Here is a 23,721-nt window from a genome sequence, read left to right as displayed (position 1 = left end):
CATGCCGCTGCCCACCAGTACATACCGGTTACAACTGCGGGGCGATGCCTTCACCCTTGCCGACGCCTCGGACGTGGTCGATTACCTGCACGACCTCGGGGTCACCCACCTCTACCTCTCGCCGATCCTGACGGCGACGGACGGGTCGACACACGGTTACGACGTCACCGACACCTCGACGGTCTCGGCCGCACTGGGAGGCCGAGAAGCATTGACGCAGTTGCATTCTCGTGCCGCCGAAGTGGGCATGGGGATCATCGTCGACATCGTGCCCAACCACGTAGGAGTGGAGGACCCGCGGCAGAACGCATGGTGGTGGGACGTACTTCGTCGCGGTCGTGACTCCGAGTACGCGACGTACTTCGACATCGACTTCGGAGCCGACAACGGCGTCGACGGCAAGATCGCCATCCCCGTTCTCGGGAGCGCGAGCGACGTCGGCGAGTTGACCGTCGACCGCTCCGAGGACCGGCCTCTGCTCGCGTTCTACGAGCACCGCTTCCCCATCGCCGACGGCACCGACAGCGGCGATGCGCAGGCCGTACACGACCGCCAGTCGTACCGACTGGTGAGCTGGTCCGACGGGCTGATCGGATACCGACGTTTCTTCTCGGTGAACGGTCTGGCGGGAATCCGGCAGGAAGACCTCGACGTCTTCACCGACTCCCATCGACAGGTGGCAAGTTGGATCGAGGACGGTCTGATCGACGGACTTCGCGTCGACCATCCCGACGGCCTGGCCGACCCCGCCGGCTACCTCACCGAGCTCCGCGGACTTCTCGGCCCCGACCGGTGGTTGGTCATCGAGAAGATCCTGGCCGACGGCGAACCGTTGGACGAATCGCTCCCCGTCGACGGGACGACCGGATACGACGCCTTGGCCGCGGTCGGCGGCGTGTTCGTCGACCCCGAGGGCGTGCATGCACTCACCGCTCTGTCGCAGGTGCGTTCGGGCATCGCCTACGACAGCGAGACGCTGCACGAGACCGAACTGGACCTCAAGACCGGGGTCGCCCGCGGCGATCTGTCCCCGGAGGTGCGACGCCTCGCGCGGGCCGTCGTGCGCGAATCGGGCACCACCGTCGATCTCGAGTCCGTCATCGACGCGATCGTCGCCGTCGTCGCGGCCGTCCCCGTCTACCGGACCGACTACGCGCCGCTCGCTCGCGTGCTGCCCGGAGTGATCGCGGAGATCGGCGAGGAGCAGCCCGAATTGGCAACCGGCCTCGGCGCGTTGACGACGGCTCTGATCAGCGGTGCCGAATCGCCGGTGCGCTTCGATCAGGTGTGCGGGGCCGTCACGGCCAAGGGTGTCGAGGACTGCCTGTTCTATCGTGCGAACCGGCTCATCTCGTTGCAGGAGGTCGGCGGTGATCCCAGCCGATTCGGTTGCAGCACCGAGTTCTTCCATCTCACCAATGCGGACCGCGCGAAGCGTTGGCCGGCGGCGATGACCACGCTGTCGACTCACGACACCAAGCGAGGCGAGGACGTGCGGGCACGCATCGGCGTGCTGTCGCAGACTCCTGAACTGTGGGCCCGCTGTATAACGGACTGGGAAGAACTGACCCCGAGTCCCGATGGCACCACCGGAATGTTTTTGTGGCAGAACCTGTTCGGAGTCTGGCCGACCGACGGGGTGGTCACGTCCTCGTTGCGTGAACGCGTCCACGCCTATGCGGAGAAGGCGATCCGCGAGGCCGCCCTTCGCACGACGTGGACCGACCCGGACGAGGAGTTCGAGTCCGCAGTACACAGCTGGCTCGACGCGATCTTCGACGGTGCCGTCGCGCGCTCGATGTCGATGCTCGTCGAGAAGCTCGCTCCGCACGGCCATTCCGACGCACTGGGTCAGAAACTGCTCAACCTGGCCGGGCCAGGCATCCCCGATGTGTACCAGGGCACCGAGTTGTGGGAGGACTCGCTCGTCGACCCCGACAACCGAAGGCCCGTCGACTACTCGGTGCGTCGGTCGATGCTCGCCGCGTCGAACACCGCTGCGCTCTCGATCGACACGGGTGCGGCCAAGCTCGCCGTCGTTCGCGCCGCACTGCACGTGCGACGCGAGCGGCCGAAGAGTTTCGTCGGCGGGACCTACACGCCCATCGTCGCGGACGGATCCGCAGCCGAGCACCTCGTCGGGTTCTCGCGTGGACCGGTTCCCGGAAACGCCGACGTGATCGCACTCGCCACGAGACTCTCGCTCGGCCTGTCCGAGCAGGGTTGGGGTGAGACATCCGTCGCCCTGCCCGACGGCCGTTGGCGCGACCGCATCACCGACGTCGAACACACCGGCACGGTGTCGGTGGCCGAGGTGTTCGCCTCACTCCCGGTCGCACTTCTGGTGCGCGACAACGAAGGAACGGTGGCACAGTGACGTCTTCCGCAGTGACATCATCGGCAACGACCCGTCGGTTCCAGGTCTGGGCACCGACCCCCGAGACGGTCCGCCTCCAGCTCGACGACACGGTGCATCCGATGCAGCGATCCTCGAACGGATGGTGGCACGCCGACGTCGACGCCGCACCGAACTCTCGATACGGCTTCCTGCTCGACGACGCAGACAAGGCGCTGCCGGATCCGCGTTCGCCCCGGCAGCCCGACGGCGTACACGAGCTGTCGCAGGTCTTCGAAGTCGATCCGACGCTGTGGACCGACGCGGCCTGGACCGGACGGCAACTGCCCGGCTCGTCGATCTACGAGCTGCACATCGGCACGTTCACCGATGAGGGCACGTTCGACGCGGCCGTCGGCAAGCTCGATCATCTCGTCGATCTGGGCGTGACGTTCATCGAGATCATGCCGGTCAACGGGTTCAACGGCGTGCACAACTGGGGCTACGACGGCGTTCTCTGGTACACCGTGCACGAAGAGTACGGCGGCCCGGAAGGCTTGCAGCGCTTGGTCGATGCCTGCCATGGTCGCGGTATCGGTGTCGTTCTGGACGTGGTCTACAACCACCTCGGCCCGTCCGGAAACTACCTGGACCGCTTCGGCCCGTACATGACCGAGGGGGCCAACAGCTGGGGCCAGGCGATCAATTACGCCGAGGCCGATTCGGGCGAGGTGCGGCGCTATGCCCTCGACAACGCACTGCGTTGGTTCTCCGAGTTTCACATCGACGCACTGCGGCTCGACGCGGTGCACGCAATCGTCGACCACACAGCGGTGCACCTGCTCGAGCAGCTGTCGATCGAAACCCGAAGTCTCTCGGCACATCTGGGTCGGCCACTGACCCTGATCGCCGAGAGCGACCTCAACGATCCGATGCTGATCACTGCTCGGTCGGGCGGCGGGTACGGACTCGACGCCCAGTGGGACGACGACATCCACCATGCCATCCACGCCGCGGTCTCCGGTGAGCGGCAGGGCTACTACGGCGATTTCGGTTCGCTGCAGGGGCTGGCGAACACGTTGCGGCAGGGGTTCTTCCACGCCGGAACGTACTCGAGTTTCCGTGGTCGCATCCACGGTCGACCACTGGACACCCGGCGCATCCCGGCCAGCTCCCTGGTGACCTACACGACCACACACGACCAGGTGGGCAACCGCGCGATCGGCGACCGTCCGGGCTTCTACCTCTCCCCCGGTCAGCTTGCGATCAAGGCCGCGCTCGTGCTGACCTCGCCCTACACCCCGATGCTGTTCATGGGCGAGGAATGGGGAGCGTCCACACCGTTCCAGTTCTTCACCTCGCACCCCGAGCCCGAGCTGGGCAAGGCCACGGCAGAGGGACGCAAGGCGGAGTTCGCCGAGCACGGGTGGGACAAGAGCGATATCCCGGATCCGCAGGATCCCGAGACGTTCACGCGGTCGAAGCTGAACTGGTCGGAGCTGGGCGACGGCGATCATGCGCGACTGTTGGCCGTCTATCGCGACTTGTTGCGGCTGCGCCGCGACCGGACCGAACTGACCGACCCGTGGCTCGACCACGTGAAGGTGGACTACGACGAGGACGCGCAGTGGATCGTCGTTCGTCGCGGCCGCATCAGCGTGGTGTGCAACCTGTCCGAATCCGCTGTGACGGTGCCGGTCGGCGGCTCCGCACTACTCGAGTGGGAGCCGACGACCTCGAACGAGACCGGCTCTGCCACCACGGTTCCCGGTCACTCCGTCGTCGTACTGGAGTCCTGACGCCTGCGTAGGTTGACCAGGACGAACACGGCGGTGACGGCGAGAACCACCGCGGTGGCGACGGCCGCGACATGCATGCCCGCTACGAAGGCAGCATGTGCGGAATCGAGCAGAACCGTCGCCACCGAGTCCGGCAATTCACGAGCCACGGCATCCGCGCCGCCGAGTGTTTCGCCTGCCTTGGCTCCGAGCTCGGGGGTCAGCTGGGTGACGTCGATTCCACGACGGAAGATGGCCATGACCACCGTGCCGAGTACGGCGACACCCAACGCGATGCCCAGCTCGTATGCGGTCTCCGACACTGCCGAGGCAGCTCCCGCTCGTTCGGGTTCGACGGAGCTGACGACCAACTCGGAGGTCAGTGTGAGCGCAACACCGACGCCTGCGCCCACGAGCACGAATCCGGCAATGAAGAGTGTCGGACCACTGTCCGTGGCCAAGCCGACCAAGATGCCTGCGCCCGCAGCCGCGACGAACATCGCGACACCGAGAACCGTTCCCGCGCTGAAGTACCGAACCAGGACCGCGACCAGCAACGACGTGACGATACTGGCGGCGGTGCCGGGCAGCAGCAACAGTCCCGCCTCGAGCGGACTGTTGCCGAGGACGAGCTGCAGGTACTGCGAACCGAAGAACAGCACCCCGGCGAGGGCGAAGACCGACAGGAAATTCGTGGCCACACCCGTCGAGAACGCTCGGTTGGCGAACAGCCGCAGGTCGATCATCGGGGCCGCGAGAGTTCGCTGCCGCCGCACGAACACGAACCCGGCGATGATGCCGATCACTGCGGAGAGCAGGTAGACCACGTCGAATCCGTGTGCCGCGGTCTCTTTCACCGCGAACACCACGGGCACGATGGCGAGCATCGACAGTGCCGAGCTCGTCAGGTCGAAGCGCCCCGGGTTCGGATCCTTGGACTCGGGGATGACTAGCGGCCCGAGAGCGATCAGCACGATCATCACGGGGATGTTGATGAGGAACACCGATCCCCACCAGTAGTGCTCGAGCAGCCAGCCTCCGACGAGCGGTCCCGCGGCGGCACCGCCACCGGCCATTGCGCCCCACACTCCGATGGCGGCGACGCGCTGACGCGGGTTCAGAAAGATGGTCCTGATCAAGCCGAGGGTCGCAGGCATCAGAGTTGCGCCGGAGATGCCCTGAAGCACCCGGGCCGCGATGAGCATCTCGGCGCTGGTCGAGACAGCGGCGACGAGCGAGGCAATACCGAAACCCGCGGCACCGATCAGCAGCAGTCGACGACGACCGATCCGATCGCCGAGTGTGCCCATGGTGATGAGCAGGCCGGCCAGGACGAACGAGTAGACGTCGATGATCCACAGCAGCTGGTTGCTGGTCGGTGCCAGGTCGGAGCTGATGAAGGGCAGAGCCAGATCGAGGACCGTGCCGTCGACGGCGATGAGCAACACGGCGAATGCCAGAACCACCAGACCCAGCCAGTCCTTCGGGGTGGCTCGGTGCTCGGATGCTCCGGTCGCCTCGTGCACCGAACCGGTGCGCATGTCACTCACTGCTGCTCCTACGTTCTGCGCTCGGTGACCGGAACTGGTCCCGAAGCGACGACGAGTACCGACCGTCCAGCCGGTACAGTGATCGAGCGTACCTCCAACCGTCCAGCCGGTAAAGTGACATTCATGTCATCGGACACTCGCGACCGGATACTCGACGCACTCGAAGCGATGCTGATCGAACACGGCTTGACCAAAGTGACCCTCGACAGCGTCGCCGCCGCCGCAGGCGTCTCCAAGGGCGGGCTGCTCTATCACTTCAAGACCAAGGACGCGCTGATTGCCGCTATGGTGCGACGACTCGGTGCCCAGGCCGATCAGCAGCGCGCCGACGCCGCAGCAGGCGGCACATCGGTGGCCGAGTGGTATCTGCAACCACCCGACTCCATCTCCGAGAAGGAGATCGCCCTGTATCGATCGACCCTGGCCGCGTTGCGCAGCGTCGACGGCAATTCCGGCGAGGTGCAAGATGCCGTCACCGAGATGATGCGGTTGTGGGACGAGGGTCTTCGCACCGAAATCGACGATCCGGTTCAGGCCGAGATCATCCGACTCGTCGGTGACGGCATCTACCTCGGAGCCCTTCTCGATCTCCCGGGCGTCGACCCCGACCTGCACCGACAGGTGGTCGATCGCCTTCTCGGCCGGTGACTGCGCACAGACAGGCCCGGCGCGCCGGATCAGGTCAGGTAGCGGTAGACCGGTGAACCCGGCTCCAACTGCTCGACGTGCAGGTGAGAATCCCGCATACGTTCGAGCAGCGGGCTCAATCCGCTCGCGAACCCGAGTTCGATGCCGACCAGAGCAGCACCGGTCTCGCGGTTGTTGCGCTTGACGTACTCGAACAGCGTGATGTCGTCCTCGGGGCCGAGCACCTCGTCGAGGAATCGGCGAAGCGCACCGGGTTCCTGGGGGAAGTCGACCAGGAAGTAGTGCTTGAGCCCCAGGTGAACCAGAGAACGCTCGAGGATCTCGCCGTAACGGGAGACGTCGTTGTTGCCACCGGACACCAGGCAGACGACGGTGCTTCCGGGGGCGATGTCGAGGTGCTCGAGCGCAGCAACCGCGAGTGCGCCCGCGGGCTCGGCGATGACACCCTCGTTCTGGTACAGAGCCAGCATCGCGGTGCAGATCGCGCCCTCGTCGATCTGCGTGACCAAGAACGCACCGGGACCCGCACTGTCGAACACCGGCGCAGTGAGCAATGGCAACGACGCGTGCGAGACGACGGTGGCACCCAACGACCGGAGCGCCGCATACGGCACGTCCCCGATGCGGCGGACGGCGGCGCCGTCGACGAACGGATCGATGTCGGCGAGCGTGACCGGACCACCGGCGATCAGTGCGGCGGTCATCGATCCGGCACCGGACGGCTCGACGCCCACCAGCGAGGTCTGCGGTGCGCGCTCGCGCAGGTAGCTCGAGATGCCCGCGATGCATCCGCCGCCGCCGACGGGCATGACGACGACGTCCGGCGCGCCACCGAGCTGGTCGACTATTTCGGCAGCGATGGTGCCCTGGCCGGCGACGGTACGGGGGTCGTCGAACGGGGGCACCATGGTGGCACCGGTACGAGCGACATCCTCGGCAGCAGCTGCTGCCGCGGCATCGAACGTGTCGCCGATGACGATGAGGTCGACGAACTCGCCGCCGTGCACGCGGATGCGGTCACGCTTCTGCTTGGGAGTGTTGGCCGGAACGTAGATGCGACCGCGGACCTGCATCGTGCGGCACGCGAATGCGACGCCCTGCGCGTGGTTGCCCGCGCTCGCCGTCACCACGCCCACCGCACGCTCGGCCTCGGTCAGCTGGTCCATCAGGTTGTACGCGCCGCGAATCTTGTACGACCGCACGATCTGCAGGTCCTCGCGCTTGAGGTAGACCTTCGCGCCCGTCTCCGCGGACAGCCGTTCGCACAGCTGGAGGGGTGTCGCAGCAACCACCGAAGAAATACGCACCGCAGCGGCATCGATGTCGGCAGCGGTGACGGCTACCGAGGGTGAATGCTGGGAGGCGAGTTCAGGGGATGAAGACACCAGCACATGCTGCCACCAGCGTGGAACGGTTGCCCATCCGGGACCGCTCCACGACCGGACCGACGGCGTTTCAGACGCGGGAGAGTACGAGCACAGGTATCTCGCGGTCGGTCTTCTTCTGGTACTCCGCGTAGTCGGGGTACGCGGCAACCGAGCGTTCCCACCACACTGCCTTCTCGTCGCCGGTCACCTCGCGGGCGATGTAGTCGTGCTTGTCCGGACCGTCCTGCAGCTCGACGAGCGGCTCGGCCTTGACGTTGTGGTACCAGACCGGGTGCTTCGGGGCACCGCCGAGGGAGGCGACGATGGCGTACTCACCATCGTGTTCGACTTTCATCAGCGGTGACTTGCGCAGCTTTCCGCTCTTGTTGCCCTTCGTGGTCAGCAGCACCACAGGCATCCCGTTCATCGTCGTGCCTTCGGTTCCGCCGGAGTTCTCGTACAGCTCGGCCTGCTTGCGGGCCCAGTCGGATGAACTCGGTTCGTATTCTCCTGTCAATGGCATGGCTTTCAGTCAACACCTCGAGGCGTCGGCACGCCACGAGATCGTCGACATTGCCAGGTCCGGACCCCAAGTTCGGCCCACCGAATCTTTTGTGGGTATAGTCTGAACTTCCTGCAGCGGAGACCCGAACCTGCCGGTGGCACCAGAGGAGAACGCGATGACCTACACGAGCACCCAGGTGAGCCGTCGACCCGCTCCGGCCCTACGTACCGTGGACGTGGCGGGCATCGCGTGGCCCGTCTACAAGCTCGAGGCCCTCGCACTCGGGTTCATCGTGTTCACTGCGACGCTCGTCGTTGCCGGCTCCCTGCACGCAGCAGTGCTGGCCGGCGCAGCAGTCGCCGTACTCACCTGGTGGACGCTGCGCCTGACCGAGCTGGGTTCGACCGGACCGGCGTCAGCCCGTCAGGCAGCCCGGGCCGAGTAGCGCTTTCAGGTCCCCCATCAACGCCGATGTCGGCGTGACGCGCAGACTGTCGTCCAGCTTCATCGTGGTGATCTTGTCGCCACTGACCAACCGCAGGTGCACATCCGAGGTTCCCGGGTGGCTCGACAGCACCCGCTTGAGGGCACCGACCTTGTCCGCCGTGCACAACCGAGTCGGCAGACTCACCGCGAGGGGCTTGTCGATGCCGATCGCGGACAGATCGGGTACCGCAAGATCGTTGGCGATCAACGAGATTCGATCGTCGCGCACCGACACGCGGCCCTTGACGAGTACCACCGAGTCCTCGGTGACATCGGCACCGAACACCGAGTACGCCTGCGGGAAGAACAGCACCTCGATACCGCCGGCGAGGTCCTCGAGCTGAGCCGACGCCCACGTCAGGCCGTTCTTGTTGATCCGACGATTCACCGAAGCCAGAATGCCGCCGACGGTGACCTGTGTGCCGTCCTTGATGTCACCCTCGAGGATGGTGGGGATGTTGCAGTCGGACTTCGCGGCGAGCATGTGCTCGACGCCCAGCAGCGGGTGTCCCGAGACGTACAGGCCGAGCATCTCGCGTTCGAGGGCGAGCCGATGCTTGGATTCCCACTCCTCGTCCGGCACCCGAACGTTGAACACGGCGGAGATGGACTCGTCGGCATCCTCGCCGCCGAACAGATCGAACTGACCGATCGCCTCGGCCTTCTTGGTGCCCATCACCGCGTCGATGGCGTCGGCGTGGATGAGCATCAGGCCCTTGCGGGGATGATCGAGTGAGTCGAAAGCACCTGCCTTGATGAGGGATTCGGTGACCTTCTTGCTGCACGCGATCGCATCGATCTTGCCGAGGTAGTCGGAGAAGTCGGTGTACTTGGACTTCTCCGATCGCGCCCTGATGATCGAGGCGACAACGTTGGTACCGACGTTGCGGACGGCACCGAGCCCGAACCGGATGTCCTTGCCCACCGACGCGAAGTTGAGTTCGGATTCGTTGACGTCCGGTGGCAGCACCGTGATGCCCAGCTTGCGGCAATCGGCGAGGTAGATCGCGGCCTTGTCCTTGTCGTCGCCGACGCTGGTGAGCAGTCCGGCCATGTACTCGGCCGGGTAGTTGGCCTTGAGATATGCCGTCCAGTACGACACCAGGCCGTAGCCCGCGGAGTGAGACTTGTTGAACGCGTAGCCCGCGAAGGGCAGCACGGTGTCCCACAGAGCCTTGATGGCCGCCTCGGAGAAGTCGTTGTCCAACATGCCCTGCCGGAACCCGGCGTAGGCCTTCTCCAGCTCGGAGAGCTTCTTCTTGCCCATGGCGCGACGCAGCAGGTCGGCCTGGCCGAGGGTGTAGCCGGCAACCTTCTGCGCCAGCTGCATGATCTGCTCCTGGTAGACCACCAGGCCGTAGGTCTCGCCGAGAATCACCTTGAGCGGCTCTTCGAGCTCCGGGTGAATCGGCTTGACCTCTTGCCTACCGTTCTTGCGGTCGGCGTAATCGTTGTGCGAGTTCATGCCCATCGGACCCGGCCGATACAGGGCAAGGACGGCGACGATGTCCTCGAAGCCGGTGGGCTGCATCCGGCGGAGCAGATCGCGCATGGCGCTGCCGTCGAGCTGGAAGACGCCGAGAGTGTCTCCGCGAGAGAGCAAGTCGAAGGTCGCCGGATCGTCGAGCGGGAGCGCGTCGAGGTCGATGTCGATGCCGCGGTTGGCCTTGATGTTGTCGATGGCGTCACCGATGACGGTGAGGTTGCGCAGACCCAGGAAGTCCATCTTGAGCAGACCGATGGCCTCGCACGACGGGTAGTCCCAGCCGGTGATGATCGCGCCGTCCTGCGCGCGCTTCCACACCGGAATGGCATCGGTGAGCGGCTCGGACGACATGATGACCGCGCAGGCGTGCACGCCCGCGTTGCGGATCAGGCCCTCGAGCCCCTTGGCCGTCTTGTAGATGGTCGCGACGTCGGGGTTGGAGTCGATAAGGGCCCTGACCTCGACGGCTTCCTTGTAGCGCTCGTGCGCCGGGTCGGTGATGCCGGCCACGGAGATGTCCTTGGCCATGATGGGCGGCGGCAGCGCCTTGGTGATCTGATCGGCGATTCCGAACCCGGGCTGGCCGAACTGCACGCGCGCGGAGTCCTTGATGGCGGCCTTGGTCTTGATGGTGCCGAACGTGATCACCTGGGCCACTCGATCGCTGCCCCACTTCTCGGTGGCGTAGCGGACCATCTCGCCGCGGCGACGATCGTCGAAGTCGATATCGATATCGGGCATCGACACGCGCTCGGGGTTGAGGAATCGCTCGAACAGCAGACCGTGCGGCAATGGATCGATGTTGGTGATACCCATCGCGTACGCGACGAGAGAGCCCGCGGCCGAGCCTCGACCGGGCCCGACGCGGATGCCGACGGCCTTGGCGTGGTTGATCAGGTCGCCGACGACGAGGAAGTACGCCGGGAAGCCCATCTCGAGAATGACCTTGATCTCGTACTCCGCGCGCGCGAGGTAGTCCTCGCCCGGGCCGTCGGGGAACCGCCGCTCGAGCCCGGTCATGACCTCGTGGCGCAACCACGTGCCCTGCGTGTGCCCCTCGGGCACGGGGAAGATCGGCATCCGATCGCGGTGTGCCCACACCTCGTCGTAGGGCTGCACCCGCTCGGCGATGAGCAGGGTGCTGTCGCAGGCACCGGGCACCTGATCGTCCCAGAGCTCGCGCATCTCGGCAGCGGACTTGAGGTAGTAGCCGTCACCGTCGAACTTGAAGCGAGTGGGGTCGCTGAGCGTCTTACCGGTCTGGATGCACAGCAGCGCCTCGTGGTTCTCGGCGGCGTCCTTGGTGACGTAGTGGCAGTCGTTGGTCGCCAGCGGCGGGATCGAGAGCTTCTTGCCGATGTCGAGCAGACCTTCGCGGACGCGTCGCTCGATGGACAGACCGTGATCCATCAGCTCCAGGAAGAAGTTGTCCGGCCCCCAGATCTCGCGCCACTTCGCGGCAGCCTCCAGCGCCTCACGATCCTGGCCCAGTCGCAGGCGAGTCTGCACCTCCCCCGACGGGCAGCCGGTGGTGGCGATGATGCCCTCGGCGTGCGAGGCGATGATCTCCTCGTCCATCCGGGCCCACTTGCCCAGCTGCCCTTCGATGGAGGCGAGGGAGGACAGCTTGAACAGGTTGCGAACTCCGGTGGCGTTCTCGGCGACCATCGTCATGTGCGTGTACGCACCGCTACCGGAGACGTCGTCGGACTTCTGGCTGCGGTCGCCCCACAGCACGCGCTTCTTGTTGAAGCGAGACTCCGGGGCGATGTAGGCCTCGATGCCGATGATCGGTTTGATTCCGGCCTTCTTGGCCTCGTTGTAGAACTCGCTGGCCCCGTACATGTTGCCGTGGTCGGTCATGCCGACTGCCGTCATCTCCAACCGCGCCGCCTCGGCGAACATCGCCCCGATCTTGGCGGCACCGTCGAGCATCGAATATTCGGTGTGGTTGTGCAGATGAACGAACGAATCGGCCACGAAGGTTCTCTCCTGAAGGTCGTGCGTTGTCGACAGTACGAGCCGCGAACGTACTCACTGTAAGCGGTCGAACCGACAGATTTTCCACGCTGCCGGTGTGTCCTGGGAGGACGTGACGGGTGTGACGGATGCGACGAGAAATCGCCTCATTCGGTCGGCACGAGACCGTCGTCCGGAAGCGGCCCGACGACGTCGACGTACTCCGGCAGAAGCGGCTCGACCGCGAACTTGCCGGACACCGCATCCGGCGGAAGAGCTTGCACCGCTCGCACATCGGGCCGGCCGGCCAGCTCGGTCAACTCGGCAGGGGTCCCGCGCACCACCACTGTCACCACACAGGCGCACCCGTCGAGCAGACGTCGCTGCGACACTGCGGCGATCTGCGCCTGCCGGTCCCCCACCCCGAACGACGCCGCCGCCAGGCTCGCTGCACGCGCGGTCGAATTCAGTACCGAGCGCTCACTGCCGGGTACACCCACGGTGAGTATCGGAGTCTGCACGCGGTCGAGCGGAACACGCACCAACACCTGCGAGATACGGACCCCGTCGGCGACGGTACGAACCTGTTCGGCGGTGAGTTCGCGATCGAACGACACCGAGCCCCATCGAGGTTCGGTGGTGTCGCTGCGCAGACTCTCCTCGGCGCGGGCCAGGTACTCGGCCACCTGCTCGCCCGTGTCCGGGCCGAGGCGGTCGGTACTCACGATCGACTGTCGTACCGGATTCAGGTGCCCGATCACGGCGAGCGCCCCGATCACGAGTGCCGCGACAACGACGCCGCCGAGCACTCCGGAGACTCCCCTGCTGCGCATCACGCCTTCCGAAGCACCTCGAGTGCGTGCTCGAGGTCGGCCGGATACTTGCTCTCGATCTCGACCCAGCGGCCGTCGGACGGATGCGCGAAGCCGAGCGAGCGAGCGTGCAGCCACTGCCGTTCCAGGCCCAACCGTTCGGCCAGCCTCGGATCGGCTCCGTAGGTCAGATCGCCGCAGCACGGATGCCGCAGCGCCGAGAAGTGCACCCTGATCTGGTGCGTACGACCGGTTTCCAGGTGCACGTCCAGCAAGCTCGCGGCCTGGAACGCCTCGACCGTGTCGTAGTGGGTGACGCTGGGCTTGCCGTCGGCTCGGACGGCGAACTTCCAGTCGTTGCTGCCGTGTCGACCGATCGGGGCATCGATAGTTCCACTGCTCGGATCCGGGTGGCCCTGCACCAGTGCGTGGTAGCGCTTGTCGATGGTCCGTGCCTTGAACGCCCGCTTGAGCACGGTGTACGCCCGCTCGGACGTGGCGACCACCATGACCCCGGACGTGCCGACGTCGAGGCGATGGACGATGCCCTGCCGCTCGTGCGCACCGGAGGTCGAAATACGGAATCCGGCGGCCGCGAGACCACCGATGACGGTGGGGCCGGTCCAGCCGACACTGGCGTGCGCAGCGACCCCGACCGGCTTGTCCACGGCCACGATGTCGTCGTCGGCGTACAGGATTTCCATCCCCTCGACCGGCTCCGCCTCGATCGTCAACTCACGGGCGGGCTCGGGCAGCGTCACCTCGAGCCACGAACCGGCGGCCAGCCGGTCGGACTTGCCGACGGCACCGTGATCGACCAGAACCGAGCCCTCCTCGGCGAGGGTCGCGGCGACGGTACGCGAGAGCCCGAGCAGCCGAGCCAGACCGGCGTCCACCCGCATTCCGTCCAGGCCGTCGGGGACGGGCATCGAGCGCGATTCCCTCACTTGTCGGCCTCGCCTGCGGCGTCGGAACTCGACTTGCCGGCTCGTTCACCGTTCGGCTCGAACCCGAACAGGCTCAGGACGACGAGCAGGATGGCACCACAGACGATGGACGAGTCGGCCACGTTGAACACCGGCCACCAGCCCACCGACACGAAGTCGACGACGTGTCCCTGGAACGGGCCGGGTGCCCGGAAGAAGCGGTCGATCAGGTTGCCGAGTGCGCCGCCGAGAACGAGACCCAATCCCAGTGCCCACCACGGCGATCGCAGCGTCCGACCGATCTTGATCACTCCGATGACGACCGCGACGGCCACCACCGTGAGCAACCAGGTCATTCCGGTGGCCATCGAGAACGCCGCACCGGGATTGCGTACCAGCCGCAGCGTCACGACATCTCCGACGATCTCGATCGGGTTGCCGGGCTCGACGTAGTGCACGACCAGAATCTTGGTCACGAGATCGAAGAGAAGAATCACGGCCGCGATCACGATCAGCAACCGCGTCTTGAGCGGCTTCGAAAGTCCGATCTCGGCGCTGTCTGCTTCGGTCACCTGCGAGTCCGCGGTCTCGTTCGGTGCCGGAACACTACTCGTCTCGGCTGGCGGATCGTCGGCGCGGTCTTCACTCACCTGTCCATCATGGCGTATGGACGGCGGTGGGTCCTCATCCGTGCCGCGCACCACCGGTCACCGCGGGCGGTGTCAGTAGCCTGGTGCGCGTGAAGACGACCGATCGAAACCGCACCGTCCGCTCCGGTTTTCTCGCTGCCTGCTGTGCAGTGGCACTCGTCGCCGGATGTTCGAGCACCGACGCCGACTCCGATCCAGCTCCCGATCAGGCCGCGTCCTCGAACGAGGTGACGATCGCCGTGACACCGACGACCACGACGGTCGTCGACCCCGGTGCCGAGCCACGGCGCGTGCTGGCTTTCGACACCGCCGACTCCGACGAGCAGACCGTGGACCTGACCACCACATCCACTGTGTCGCAGCAGATCGACAACGGTGCTCCGCAGGACTTCTCGAGTCCCGATCTGACCGTGCCCCTGTCCGCGTCGACGTCCGAGACCGTGCCGGACGACGACGCTGCTACCGGCGCGACCAGATCCGTCGAGCTCACCATCGGAGCTGCGACGTCACCCGACGAGGGACTGACCGACGCACTCGCCGCCTCCGAGGGCTCGACGGCGCGGCTGGCGAGCACCGACTCCGGAGCGATCACCGCACTGCACATCACCCCCGCCGACGCCGCGCTCGATACCGCCCGCGCGGCGATCGAACGGTCGTTGAACGCCGCGGTGTACCGCTCCGTCGACTTCCCCGACGCAGAGGTGGGAGTGGGCGCGGTATGGACGGTCGATCAGCAGGTGCTGAGCGGCATCACCTTGAACCAGCGCAGCACTGTCACGCTGCGGGCGCTCGACGGTGACCGAGCGACCCTGGACGTCGCGATCACCCAAACGCCCGAATCGTCTACATGGAACCTGCCGGACAACGCCGGCACGCTGAACATCGCGACGTACACCTTCACCGGCTCGGGAACGCTGGAGATCGATCTGACCCGTCCACTCCCCGTCGGCGGGTCGATCACAGCAGGTGGTGAGCAGATGTACACCGATCCCGACAGCACGACGGTGCTGCGCCAGACCGTCGGAGACTCCATCGGCTGGGCTGCCCGATGACGGCGCGGACCACGACGCAGCTGCTGGCGGCGCTGGCGCTGGTCGGCGTCGCCGCGGCCGGGTGCGGTGCAGACGAGCCTGCCCCGAGCCCTACAGCCGCACCCAGCTCCGTCCCCGCGCCCGATCCTCTGCTCGGCACCCCCATCACCGACTCCGGCGTCCTGGCCGCGGCGATGTTGGGTCTCGGCGACCTCCCGGACGGGTTCTCCTCGATCCCCGACCCGGTCCAGGATCTGGGGCTCGACCCGGCTCCCGAGTACGACTCCCCCGACAGGTCCGGTACCGACCCGTCCGAATGCGCCGCTGTCCTGGCTCCGATCTCGGAGCAGCGGGGCGGGGCGACGTCGACCGCAGTCGCCCGCTTCTCGGGACCGAACTTCTCGTCGATCGACGAGGATGCGGCGAGCTACTCCGATACGGGCACGGCCGAGGCGTTCACGGCGATCCAGCAGGCGTGGGCAGGGTGCACGACGTTCAGTGGTACGGATGCGGACGGTGTGAGCGTCGACTATGCGCTGGCAGGCCGGGAGCAGTCGTCGGTCGGTGACGCATCGGCCTCGGTACGCCTGACCACCAGCAGTGAAGGGTTCACCTTGATCTCCGACGTGGTGGTGGCCGTGGTCGATTCGACGGTCGTCCAGATCGTCGTCTCCGACCGGAGTGGCCTGGAACCCGATACGGTCACCGCTGTCGCCGAGGCGGCCGTCGAGCGCATCCGATCGGTGACACCGAGCATGTGAACCGGGCGGTCGCCCCACGAAAAACTGCCGGTGACACATCCCCGAGGGGACATGTCACCGGCAGTTCTACTGTCGGTCAGAGACGATCGGCAGGACTCAGGGTGCGGGGCACGCCGGGCTGGTCAGCTGAGCGAGCGAGACGATGCCGCAGGCGTTCTCCTTGGAGAGCTTCCACACGCCGTCCTCGGGGACGAACTGGAAGGTGCCGGGGTTGGCCTGGCCGTTGAGCGTGATCGTGATGCCGGCATTGAGAACGCCGGTGCCGAGATCGTCGATGCTGGTGATCTCGATCTGGGCGTTGTTGGCCACTGCAGCGGCGGCGACCTGGTTGATCAGATCCGGATCGGCGGATGCACCCTGGATGAGGGCGGCCTTCTCCTCGACCGGAACGTTGGGATCGAGCCCGCGGGCGAGCTCGGCGTTCAGCTCTTCGACGGTCGGAACCGGGGGGTACGCACCGGCGTCGGGAGCGGCAACCGCAGAGGTGGTGACAGCCGTCGTGGTCGCGGTCGGCTCGTCACCGCCTTCCGAGCTGCAGGCGGTCATGGTGAGCGCTGCGGCGATGGCGATGCCGGCAACCATTGCCCGTCGGGTGTTGCGAAGCTTCAAGTGCTTGTCCTTTTCACTCTGAGTCACATCTCGATCGTTCTGTGACTCGTCGGTCGTCTGGAATGGGGTCGTCTCGGACCTGGTCCACTATGTCAGCTCGACACGCCCGAGTCACAACGCGATCGGCATACCTGTGAAACCTCACAGAGTTTCCTCAGCCAGGCCACAACTCACTTCAGGCTGTCGAGAACGTCGGCGACGACCAGGTTCTCGTCCGATTCCGCGAAGGTACGCGCGATTCCCGGCCCGGTGGTGCGAGTCTCGAATCTGACGGTCACCACCGAGTGACCGGCCCCCTGCACCCAGCCGTGGCCGAAGTCGGGATGCCGCACATCCATACCCGGCTGCCACCGAGGGCCTTCCGAGACGACGACATCAGCGGCGGCCTCGATCGGGGAGGGCGACTCCTCGGTCGCATCGGCGACCGGCTCGTACTCCAGTTCGGGAAACAGCGATCCCTGCCGAACGGCCGACAGCCCGGCCAATCCGACCCCGACCAGCCTGATCGGACCGACATCGACCGGATCGACGGCAAGCCGCTGCGCCGTTGCCACGATGGTCTGCTTGTCCACCGTGGCGTACGGCAACGTGGCCGATCGAGTGATGATGCTCATGTCGGACTTGCGTAGTTTGAGTACCACCGTCCTGGCACCCCGACCGTCCTTCAGCAATCGGCGATGCGTCGAGTCGACGATGGACTCGATGGCCGGGCGAAGCTGCGCGAGAGAGATCAGGTCCTGGGCGAACGTCGTCTCGGCGCTGACCTGTTTGGCCTCGGCTCGCTCGGCCACGACTCGGTTGTCGATTCCGCGCGCCAGCTGATGCAGGCTCGGTCCCATCGTGGCCCCGAGGATCGACGCCACCTCGGACTCGGGCGTGGCCACGAACTTGCCGATGGTGTCGATGCCCAAGCGCCGCAAACGCTCTCCCGCCACCGGTCCGATCCCCCACAGCTTCCGCACCGGAAGAGCCGCCATCAGCTCGGCCTGGATTCCCGGAGCGACGACGGTGATGCCGTCGGGCTTGGCCAGTCCCGACGCGATCTTGGCGATCTGTTTTCCGGATCCGGCACCGATCGAGGCGACCAGCCCGGTCTCGGCGAGAATCAGTGCGCGCAGGCCCGCGCAGAACTGCTCCACCTCGCGAACCGTCGCCCCGGCCAGTTCGAACGGCTCACCGAACGCCTCGTCGATCGAGAGTTGTTCGAGGACGGGCATGGGTCCCCGCAGTGCCTCGAAGGCGCGTCGGCTCAGCTCCGAGTAGAGAACGAACCGCGGCGGCAACACCACGGCCCCGGCCCCCACCAGTCGGCGAGCCTGATGCATCGGCATGGCCGAGCGCGCTCCGAACGCGCGGGCCTGGTAGCTGCAACCGGCCACCACTCCCCGCCCGCCCGCGCCACCGACGAGAACCGGGCGGCCCCGCAACGTGGGCCGCGTCAACTGTTCGGCGGAGGCGAAGAACGCGTCCATGTCCAGGTGCAGCACCCATCGACGACTCCGCAGGGTGTGGTCGGCGGTATCGGGCACGGTCGTCAACGACGGTCGTCGGTGGCGAATCCGAGAGCGTGCGCGGCGCGTTCGGGTGTGGGATCCGACCACAGTTCGCCGTACGTCTCGTTGGTGGTCAGCGATCGAGTGTGGGCGGTATCGATGTACAGGGTGCCGTGGAGGTGATCGGTCTCGTGGGCCACGATCCTCGCCGGCCAGCCGCTGACCACCTCGTCGATCGCGCGCCCGGTCTCGTCGGTGCATTCGAGCCGGACTTCGGCCGCTCGGGTGACGACCGCCTGGTAGCCGGGAACACTGAGACATCCCTCGTAGAAGTCCGCCGTCCGCGGCCCGACCGGGGTGTACCGCGGATTGATCAGTACCCGGAACGGAAGCGGCGTGCGCTCTCGGACGCGGGCGACGTCCGCTCCCACCTCGTACAGGTCCTCGATCACCGCGATCTGCAACGGAATACCGATCTGCGGGGCAGCCAGACCGACACCGGGCGCGTCGTGCATGGTTGCGCGCATCACCTCGATCAACTCCCCGAAAGTCTCGGAGTCGAGCTGCCCGGCGTACGGCACGGCCCTCGACCGCAGAACCGGGTGGCCCGCGGCGACGATGGGCACGACGCCGCCGCGAGCTTCGGCGAGAAGCTCACGAACGGCGTCGACCGAGACGTCGCCGTCGATCATGACGACTTGGTGATCGCTGCTCGCACTCCCTCGCCGAGATCGCTGCCGTCGTCCCCCACGTGTCCGTCGACCAGCGAGAGCGCGAGCACCTCGCCTGCGATCAGATCGCGATGAGTGTCGAGCCACGCCTGCCGATGTTCGGGGACGTCGATGACGATGTCGATTCGATCCGAGACGTCGAATCCGTGATTGCGACGGGCGTCCTGGAGTTCACGGATGCGGTCCTTGGCCCAGCCCTCCGCCTCGAGCTCCTCGGTGACTGCGGAATCGAGCACGACCAGTCCGGCGTTTCCTGGCAACGGTGCCGTCGATTCGGGTTCGGCGGCAACGAGTTTGCGCGTGTACTCCTCCGGTAGCAACGCGATGCCTGCCGCACTGACGACTCCGTCGGCGTCCTCCGACCAATCACCTGCCTTGACGGCCTTGATGACCGTCTGGACGTCCTTGCCGATACGCGGGCCCGCGGCACGGGCATTGACGACGAGCTCGAACTTTCCGTGTACGGCAACGTCCTCGGTGAGATCGACTTTCTTCACGTTGACCTCGTCGGAGATGATGTCGACGAACGGACGCAGCCGCTCCGCATCGGCGGCTGCGACCGTCACCTCGGGCAGCGGCAACCGCACGCGCAGATTCTGGGCCTTGCGCAGACCCAGCACCGTGGAGCACACGGTGCGGACCTCGTCCATGCTCTCGACGAGTTCGGGATCCGACGGCAGTTCGCCTGCCTCGGGCCAGTCGGTCAGGTGCACCGAGCGGCCACCGGTCAGTCCACGCCACACCACCTCGCTGATCAGCGGCAAGAGCGGGGCGGCGATGCGAGTGAGCACCTCGAGCACGGTGTGCAGGGTGTCGATGGCGTCGGCGTCCTCGCTCCAGAACCGCGAACGCGACCGGCGCACATACCAATTGGTCAGTGCATCGCAGAACGTGCGCAGCTCGTCGCAGGCACCGGCGATGTCGTTGCCCTCGAGCGCATCGGTGATCGCGTCGCGGGTGGCCGACAGCTTGGCCAACACGTAGCGATCGAGCACGTTCGGCGAATCGGTTCGCCACTGCCCGGGCTTCGACGCGTAGAGCTGCAAGAAGCTCCACGCATTCCAGATCGGCAGCAATGCCTGGCGAACGCCTTCGCGGATACCCTGCTCGGTGACGATGAGGTTGCCGCCACGCAGGATCGGTGAGGACATCAGGAACCACCGCATGGCGTCGGAGCCGTCGCGGTCGAAGACCTCCTTGACGTCGGGGTAGTTACCCTTGGACTTGCTCATCTTCAGTCCGTCGTCACCGAGCACGATGCCGTGTGCGGCAACGGTCTTGAACGCCGGGCGATCGAACAGCGCGGTCGCCAGCACGTGCAGGGTGTAGAACCAGCCTCGCGTCTGGCCGTTGTACTCGACGATGAAATCGCCCGGGTTGTGTGTGGAGAACCACTCCTCGTTCTCGAACGGGAAATGAACCTGCGCGTACGGCATCGAGCCCGACTCGAACCAGCAGTCCAACACCTCGGGGACGCGACGCATCGTCGACTTGCCGGTCGGATCGTCCGGGTTGGGCCGGGTCAACTCGTCGATGTACGGGCGGTGCAGATCGGTCGGTCGCACGCCGAAATCACGCTCGAGCTCGTCCAGGCTGCCGTACACGTCCAGACGCGGGTAGGCCGGGTCGTCGGAGGTCCACGCCGGGATCGGGCTGCCCCAGTAGCGGTTTCGGCTGATGTTCCAGTCGCGTGCACCTTCGAGCCACTTGCCGAACTGGCCGTCCTTGATGTGCTCGGGAACCCAGGTGATCTCCTGGTTCAGCTCGACCATCCGATCACGGAACTTGGTGACCGCGACGAACCACGACGGCACCGCCATGTAGATCAGGGGCTGACCACTGCGCCAGCTGTGCGGGTACGAGTGCTCGATGGTCTCGTGCCGCAGCAACCGACCCGAGGCCTTGAGATCCTTGATGATCACCGGGTTGGCGTCGAACACCATCAGACCCTCGTACGGCGGCACCAGCGAGGTGAACTTTCCGCCCGCGTCGAGCGGTTGCACCACCTCGATACCGTTCGCGGTGGCGACGTCCATGTCCTCCTCACCGAAAGCCGGTGCGAGGTGGACGATTCCGGTGCCCGAATCGGTGGTGACGTAGTCGGCCCCGAGCACACGGTGCGAGTTCTCGTGGCCGAGAAAGAAATCGTAGGGAGGTGTGTAGGACAGCCCGACCAACTCGGCACCGGTGTGCTCCGAGAGCACCTCCGGCTCCTCCCCCAGTTCCTTCGCGTAGTGCGAAAGACGTGCAGCGGCAAGCACGTAACGCTCACCGTCCGCGCCACGCACCTGCACGTACTGCACCTCCGGATGCACCGCGATCGCCAGATTGGACGGAAGGGTCCACGGCGTGGTGGTCCAGATCAGCGCGTTCGCACCGTCCAGGGGCGAGCCGGGAGCCGTCAACGGCATCGTGACGGTGACCGCGGGATCCTGACGCATCTTGTAGGCGTCGTCCAGGCGGGTCTCCTGATTGGACAGCGGTGTCTGCTCGTACCAGCTGTACGGCAGCACCCGGTATCCCTGGTAGATCAGGCCCTTGTCGTGCAGCGTCTTGAACGCCCACATGACCGACTCCATGAAGTCGACGTCGAGGGTCTTGTAGTCGTTGTCGAAGTCGACCCATCGCGCCTGCCGGGTGACGTAGTCCCGCCACTCGTCGGTGTACTGGAGTACCGACTGCTTGCAGTAGGCGTTGAACTTCGCCAGGCCCATCTCGTCGATCTCGGACTTGTCCTTGATGCCGAGCTGCTTCTCCGCTTCGAGCTCTGCGGGCAGCCCGTGGCAATCCCACCCGAAGCGACGCTCGACCTTCTTGCCCCGCATCGTCTGGAATCGCGGGACGAGGTCCTTGACGTAGCCGGTGAGCAGGTGACCGTAGTGCGGCAGACCGTTCGCGAAGGGAGGGCCGTCGTAGAAGACGAACTCGTCCGCACCTGCTCGATTGTCGATGCTGGCACGAAAGGTGCCGTCCTCGGCCCACTCGTGCAGAACGATGCGCTCGAGATCCGGGAACGGGACACTGCCCGAGCGGCCCTCGGCGAGGTCCACCAACGGGTAGGACCCCGAGTTCGGACGTTCGGTTGCATCTGTCATGTCAAGTCTCCTCCGTGCCGGCCACGTCTCAGACGCGACGCAAAGTTGGCACGGGGACGACATCCGGGCGATTCGTACGCCCGATACCGCGGTACCACCCCGCTTGCACGCTCTCGACGACCGTATCGTCGGAGTGCGCCACTCCAGACGAGCTGTGACGGGCTCACCCGTTCGGTTCTACTGAACACCGTTCCCAAGCACCTGGGTGCTTCGTACCGACGTCGTTCTTCCGAAAGCTCCCCGGTGATGGCCGGATCGACGCCGTTGAATCTGACACCTGCGAATCGTGATGCTACCTGTCGAGCTCGGGCGGTGGCCGTCGGCCCGTGAGCGCGCCGACCAGAAGTAGAACAGCACCCACGATGCAGACGGCGATGCACGCCCAGGCCCAGACGACGGATCCCGTCATCAGGGCGAGAACCAGAAAGCCGAAACCGATCGCAGCCGCGCCGAGAGTCAGGACCAACACACCGATTCCTCGCTCACCACTCGACGCCACAACCTGATCCGACGCTGTCAACGATCGACAGCGTCGGAGGTCGGTGGTGCGTCAGTTGCCCTTGGCGTACGACTGGCTGTACCCCGAGGACTGATTGTCCTGGTTGAAATTGTCCTGCCCGTTGTCCACCGGCAGCGCCGAGGAACGGTTCTCGAGCTCTTCGAGCTGCGATTCGAGGTAGGACTTGAGCCGCACGCGGTACTCGCGCTCGAACGTCTTGAGCTGCTCGATTCGACCTTCCAGCACCGAACGCTGCTGGTTGATCGTCGCCATGATCTCGGTGTGCTTGCGCTCGGCGTCGGCCTGCAGTGCGTCGGCCTTCTCCTTGGCCTGACGCAGCTGGGTCTCGGACCGGGTCTGCGCGTCGGACAACAGCGACTCGGACTTCTGGCGAGCCTCGGCCATCATCGACTCGGAACGGGTCCGTGCATCCGACACCAGACGCTCGGCGTTGGTGCGCGCATTGCCGAGCAGCTGCTCGGACTCCGACTTGGCGTCACCGGTGAGACGATCGGCCATCTCCTGCGCGAGGCCGAGAATCTTGGCGGCCTGCATGTTGGAGTCGCCGCTCTGCTGCGGAGCTGCTGCAACGGGCGCGACCGGCGCGGGCTGCTGCACCACGGGCGGTGGCTTGGGGGGATCCACCGGGCGCTGCGGCTCGGCCTTCGGTGCCGCGGCCTGAGCCGGTTGCGGGCTCTGCCGCGCAGCGCTCTTGGCGTCCGCAAGCTCCTGATCGAGCTCACCGACCCGCTGGCGTAGGTCGGCGTTCTCTTCGATCAGTCGCGACAACTCTTGCTCGACGAGGTCGAGAAAAGCGTCGACCTCGTCTTCGTTGTAACCGCGCTTACCGATGGGCGGCTTGCTGAACGCGACATTGTGCACATCAGCTGGAGTCAGCGGCATGGAAGGATCCCTTCACGCGTCTTGGGGCGGTAGAGCAAGCATTCAGTTATATGCCATTCCGCGCGAGTGCAGAACAATCAAACTGTAACTGGCGTCC

Annotated in this window: 19 protein-coding genes; 6 read left to right on the top strand and 13 right to left on the bottom strand. The window is 65.9% G+C overall.

The genetic code is table 11. The features are described 5' to 3' along the window. Position 1 precedes the first annotated feature (1 nt). Both treY and treZ read left to right on the top strand, forming a co-directional pair. Positions 2-2,377 carry a malto-oligosyltrehalose synthase gene (gene treY / locus CH276_RS11980; protein ID WP_094631694.1) on the top strand — a complete coding sequence of 792 codons (2,376 nt, stop codon included), beginning with the start codon at positions 2-4 and terminating at the stop codon, positions 2,375-2,377. Further along, complete coding sequence (treZ, locus tag CH276_RS11975) at positions 2,374-4,134, top strand: malto-oligosyltrehalose trehalohydrolase (RefSeq protein ID WP_254924370.1); 1,761 nt, start codon at positions 2,374-2,376, stop codon at positions 4,132-4,134. Before treY ends, treZ begins: the two co-directional genes overlap by 4 nt. Here treZ and CH276_RS11970 read toward each other — a convergent pair. After that, a complete protein-coding gene (locus tag CH276_RS11970) occupies positions 4,107-5,654 on the bottom strand; it encodes an MFS transporter (protein WP_094631693.1) in 1,548 nt (515 codons plus the stop codon). The genes treZ and CH276_RS11970 overlap by 28 nt on opposite strands. A 132-nt stretch (positions 5,655-5,786) precedes the next feature. On the opposite strand from CH276_RS11970, the gene CH276_RS11965 reads away from it, so the two are divergent. Continuing rightward, positions 5,787-6,311, top strand: a complete 525-nt coding sequence (locus CH276_RS11965; protein ID WP_032394688.1) for a TetR/AcrR family transcriptional regulator — start codon at positions 5,787-5,789, stop codon at positions 6,309-6,311. 29 nt (positions 6,312-6,340) lie between these two features. Here the strand turns inward: CH276_RS11965 and ilvA are convergent, their stop codons facing one another. Both ilvA and CH276_RS11955 read right to left on the bottom strand, forming a co-directional pair. Continuing rightward, entirely contained in the window at positions 6,341-7,696 is a 1,356-nt protein-coding gene (gene ilvA, locus CH276_RS11960; RefSeq protein WP_094689111.1) for a threonine ammonia-lyase IlvA, read from the bottom strand. 70 nt (positions 7,697-7,766) lie between these two features. Further along, positions 7,767-8,201, bottom strand: coding sequence for a nitroreductase family deazaflavin-dependent oxidoreductase (locus CH276_RS11955; protein ID WP_032394369.1), 435 nt, complete (start codon positions 8,199-8,201; stop codon positions 7,767-7,769). A gap of 157 nt (positions 8,202-8,358) precedes the next feature. Between CH276_RS11955 and CH276_RS11950 the strand changes: the two genes are divergently transcribed. Further along, positions 8,359-8,628: a hypothetical protein gene (locus CH276_RS11950; protein WP_094631692.1), complete on the top strand. Its 270-nt coding sequence runs from the start codon at positions 8,359-8,361 to the stop codon at positions 8,626-8,628. Here CH276_RS11950 and dnaE read toward each other — a convergent pair. The 4 genes from dnaE to lspA form a co-directional block, all read right to left on the bottom strand. Continuing rightward, a complete protein-coding gene (dnaE, locus tag CH276_RS11945) occupies positions 8,599-12,135 on the bottom strand; it encodes a DNA polymerase III subunit alpha (RefSeq protein WP_032394370.1) in 3,537 nt (1,178 codons plus the stop codon). The genes CH276_RS11950 and dnaE overlap by 30 nt on opposite strands. A 146-nt stretch (positions 12,136-12,281) precedes the next feature. Beyond that, positions 12,282-12,947 carry a hypothetical protein gene (locus tag CH276_RS11940; protein WP_094631691.1) on the bottom strand — a complete coding sequence of 222 codons (666 nt, stop codon included), beginning with the start codon at positions 12,945-12,947 and terminating at the stop codon, positions 12,282-12,284. Continuing rightward, positions 12,947-13,873, bottom strand: a complete 927-nt coding sequence (locus CH276_RS11935; RefSeq protein WP_032394372.1) for an RluA family pseudouridine synthase — start codon at positions 13,871-13,873, stop codon at positions 12,947-12,949. Before CH276_RS11935 ends, CH276_RS11940 begins: the two co-directional genes overlap by 1 nt. After that, positions 13,870-14,502: a signal peptidase II gene (gene lspA, locus CH276_RS11930; RefSeq protein WP_094631690.1), complete on the bottom strand. Its 633-nt coding sequence runs from the start codon at positions 14,500-14,502 to the stop codon at positions 13,870-13,872. The genes CH276_RS11935 and lspA overlap by 4 nt, the downstream gene beginning before the upstream one ends. A gap of 89 nt (positions 14,503-14,591) precedes the next feature. Between lspA and CH276_RS11925 the strand changes: the two genes are divergently transcribed. Both CH276_RS11925 and CH276_RS11920 read left to right on the top strand, forming a co-directional pair. Then, positions 14,592-15,554 carry a hypothetical protein gene (locus tag CH276_RS11925; protein ID WP_254924369.1) on the top strand — a complete coding sequence of 321 codons (963 nt, stop codon included), beginning with the start codon at positions 14,592-14,594 and terminating at the stop codon, positions 15,552-15,554. Beyond that, positions 15,551-16,294: a hypothetical protein gene (locus CH276_RS11920; RefSeq protein WP_094631689.1), complete on the top strand. Its 744-nt coding sequence runs from the start codon at positions 15,551-15,553 to the stop codon at positions 16,292-16,294. The genes CH276_RS11925 and CH276_RS11920 overlap by 4 nt, the downstream gene beginning before the upstream one ends. A 96-nt stretch (positions 16,295-16,390) precedes the next feature. Here the strand turns inward: CH276_RS11920 and CH276_RS11915 are convergent, their stop codons facing one another. The 6 genes from CH276_RS11915 to wag31 form a co-directional block, all read right to left on the bottom strand. Further along, positions 16,391-16,876: a hypothetical protein gene (locus tag CH276_RS11915; protein WP_176459229.1), complete on the bottom strand. Its 486-nt coding sequence runs from the start codon at positions 16,874-16,876 to the stop codon at positions 16,391-16,393. 197 nt (positions 16,877-17,073) lie between these two features. Further along, complete coding sequence (locus CH276_RS11910; protein WP_441344238.1) at positions 17,074-18,375, bottom strand: DNA polymerase IV; 1,302 nt, start codon at positions 18,373-18,375, stop codon at positions 17,074-17,076. A gap of 62 nt (positions 18,376-18,437) precedes the next feature. Further along, positions 18,438-19,088, bottom strand: a complete 651-nt coding sequence (locus CH276_RS11905) for a peptide deformylase (protein WP_094631688.1) — start codon at positions 19,086-19,088, stop codon at positions 18,438-18,440. Continuing rightward, positions 19,085-22,222, bottom strand: coding sequence for an isoleucine--tRNA ligase (gene ileS / locus CH276_RS11900; RefSeq protein WP_094631687.1), 3,138 nt, complete (start codon positions 22,220-22,222; stop codon positions 19,085-19,087). The genes CH276_RS11905 and ileS overlap by 4 nt, the downstream gene beginning before the upstream one ends. Before the next feature lie 292 nt (positions 22,223-22,514). Next, complete coding sequence (locus CH276_RS28460) at positions 22,515-22,691, bottom strand: hypothetical protein (protein WP_032394377.1); 177 nt, start codon at positions 22,689-22,691, stop codon at positions 22,515-22,517. Between the two features lie 81 nt (positions 22,692-22,772). Next, positions 22,773-23,624, bottom strand: a complete 852-nt coding sequence (wag31, locus tag CH276_RS11890) for a DivIVA-like cell division protein Wag31 (protein ID WP_032394378.1) — start codon at positions 23,622-23,624, stop codon at positions 22,773-22,775. Positions 23,625-23,721: the final 97 nt, after the last annotated feature.

Origin of the sequence: Rhodococcus sp. 06-470-2 (genome assembly GCF_002258235.1) — a bacterium.
Lineage (GTDB): Bacteria > Actinomycetota > Actinomycetes > Mycobacteriales > Mycobacteriaceae > Rhodococcoides.
The sequence above is the reverse complement of the archived record's forward strand: the minus strand, read 5'-3'. Positions and strand labels throughout refer to the sequence as shown.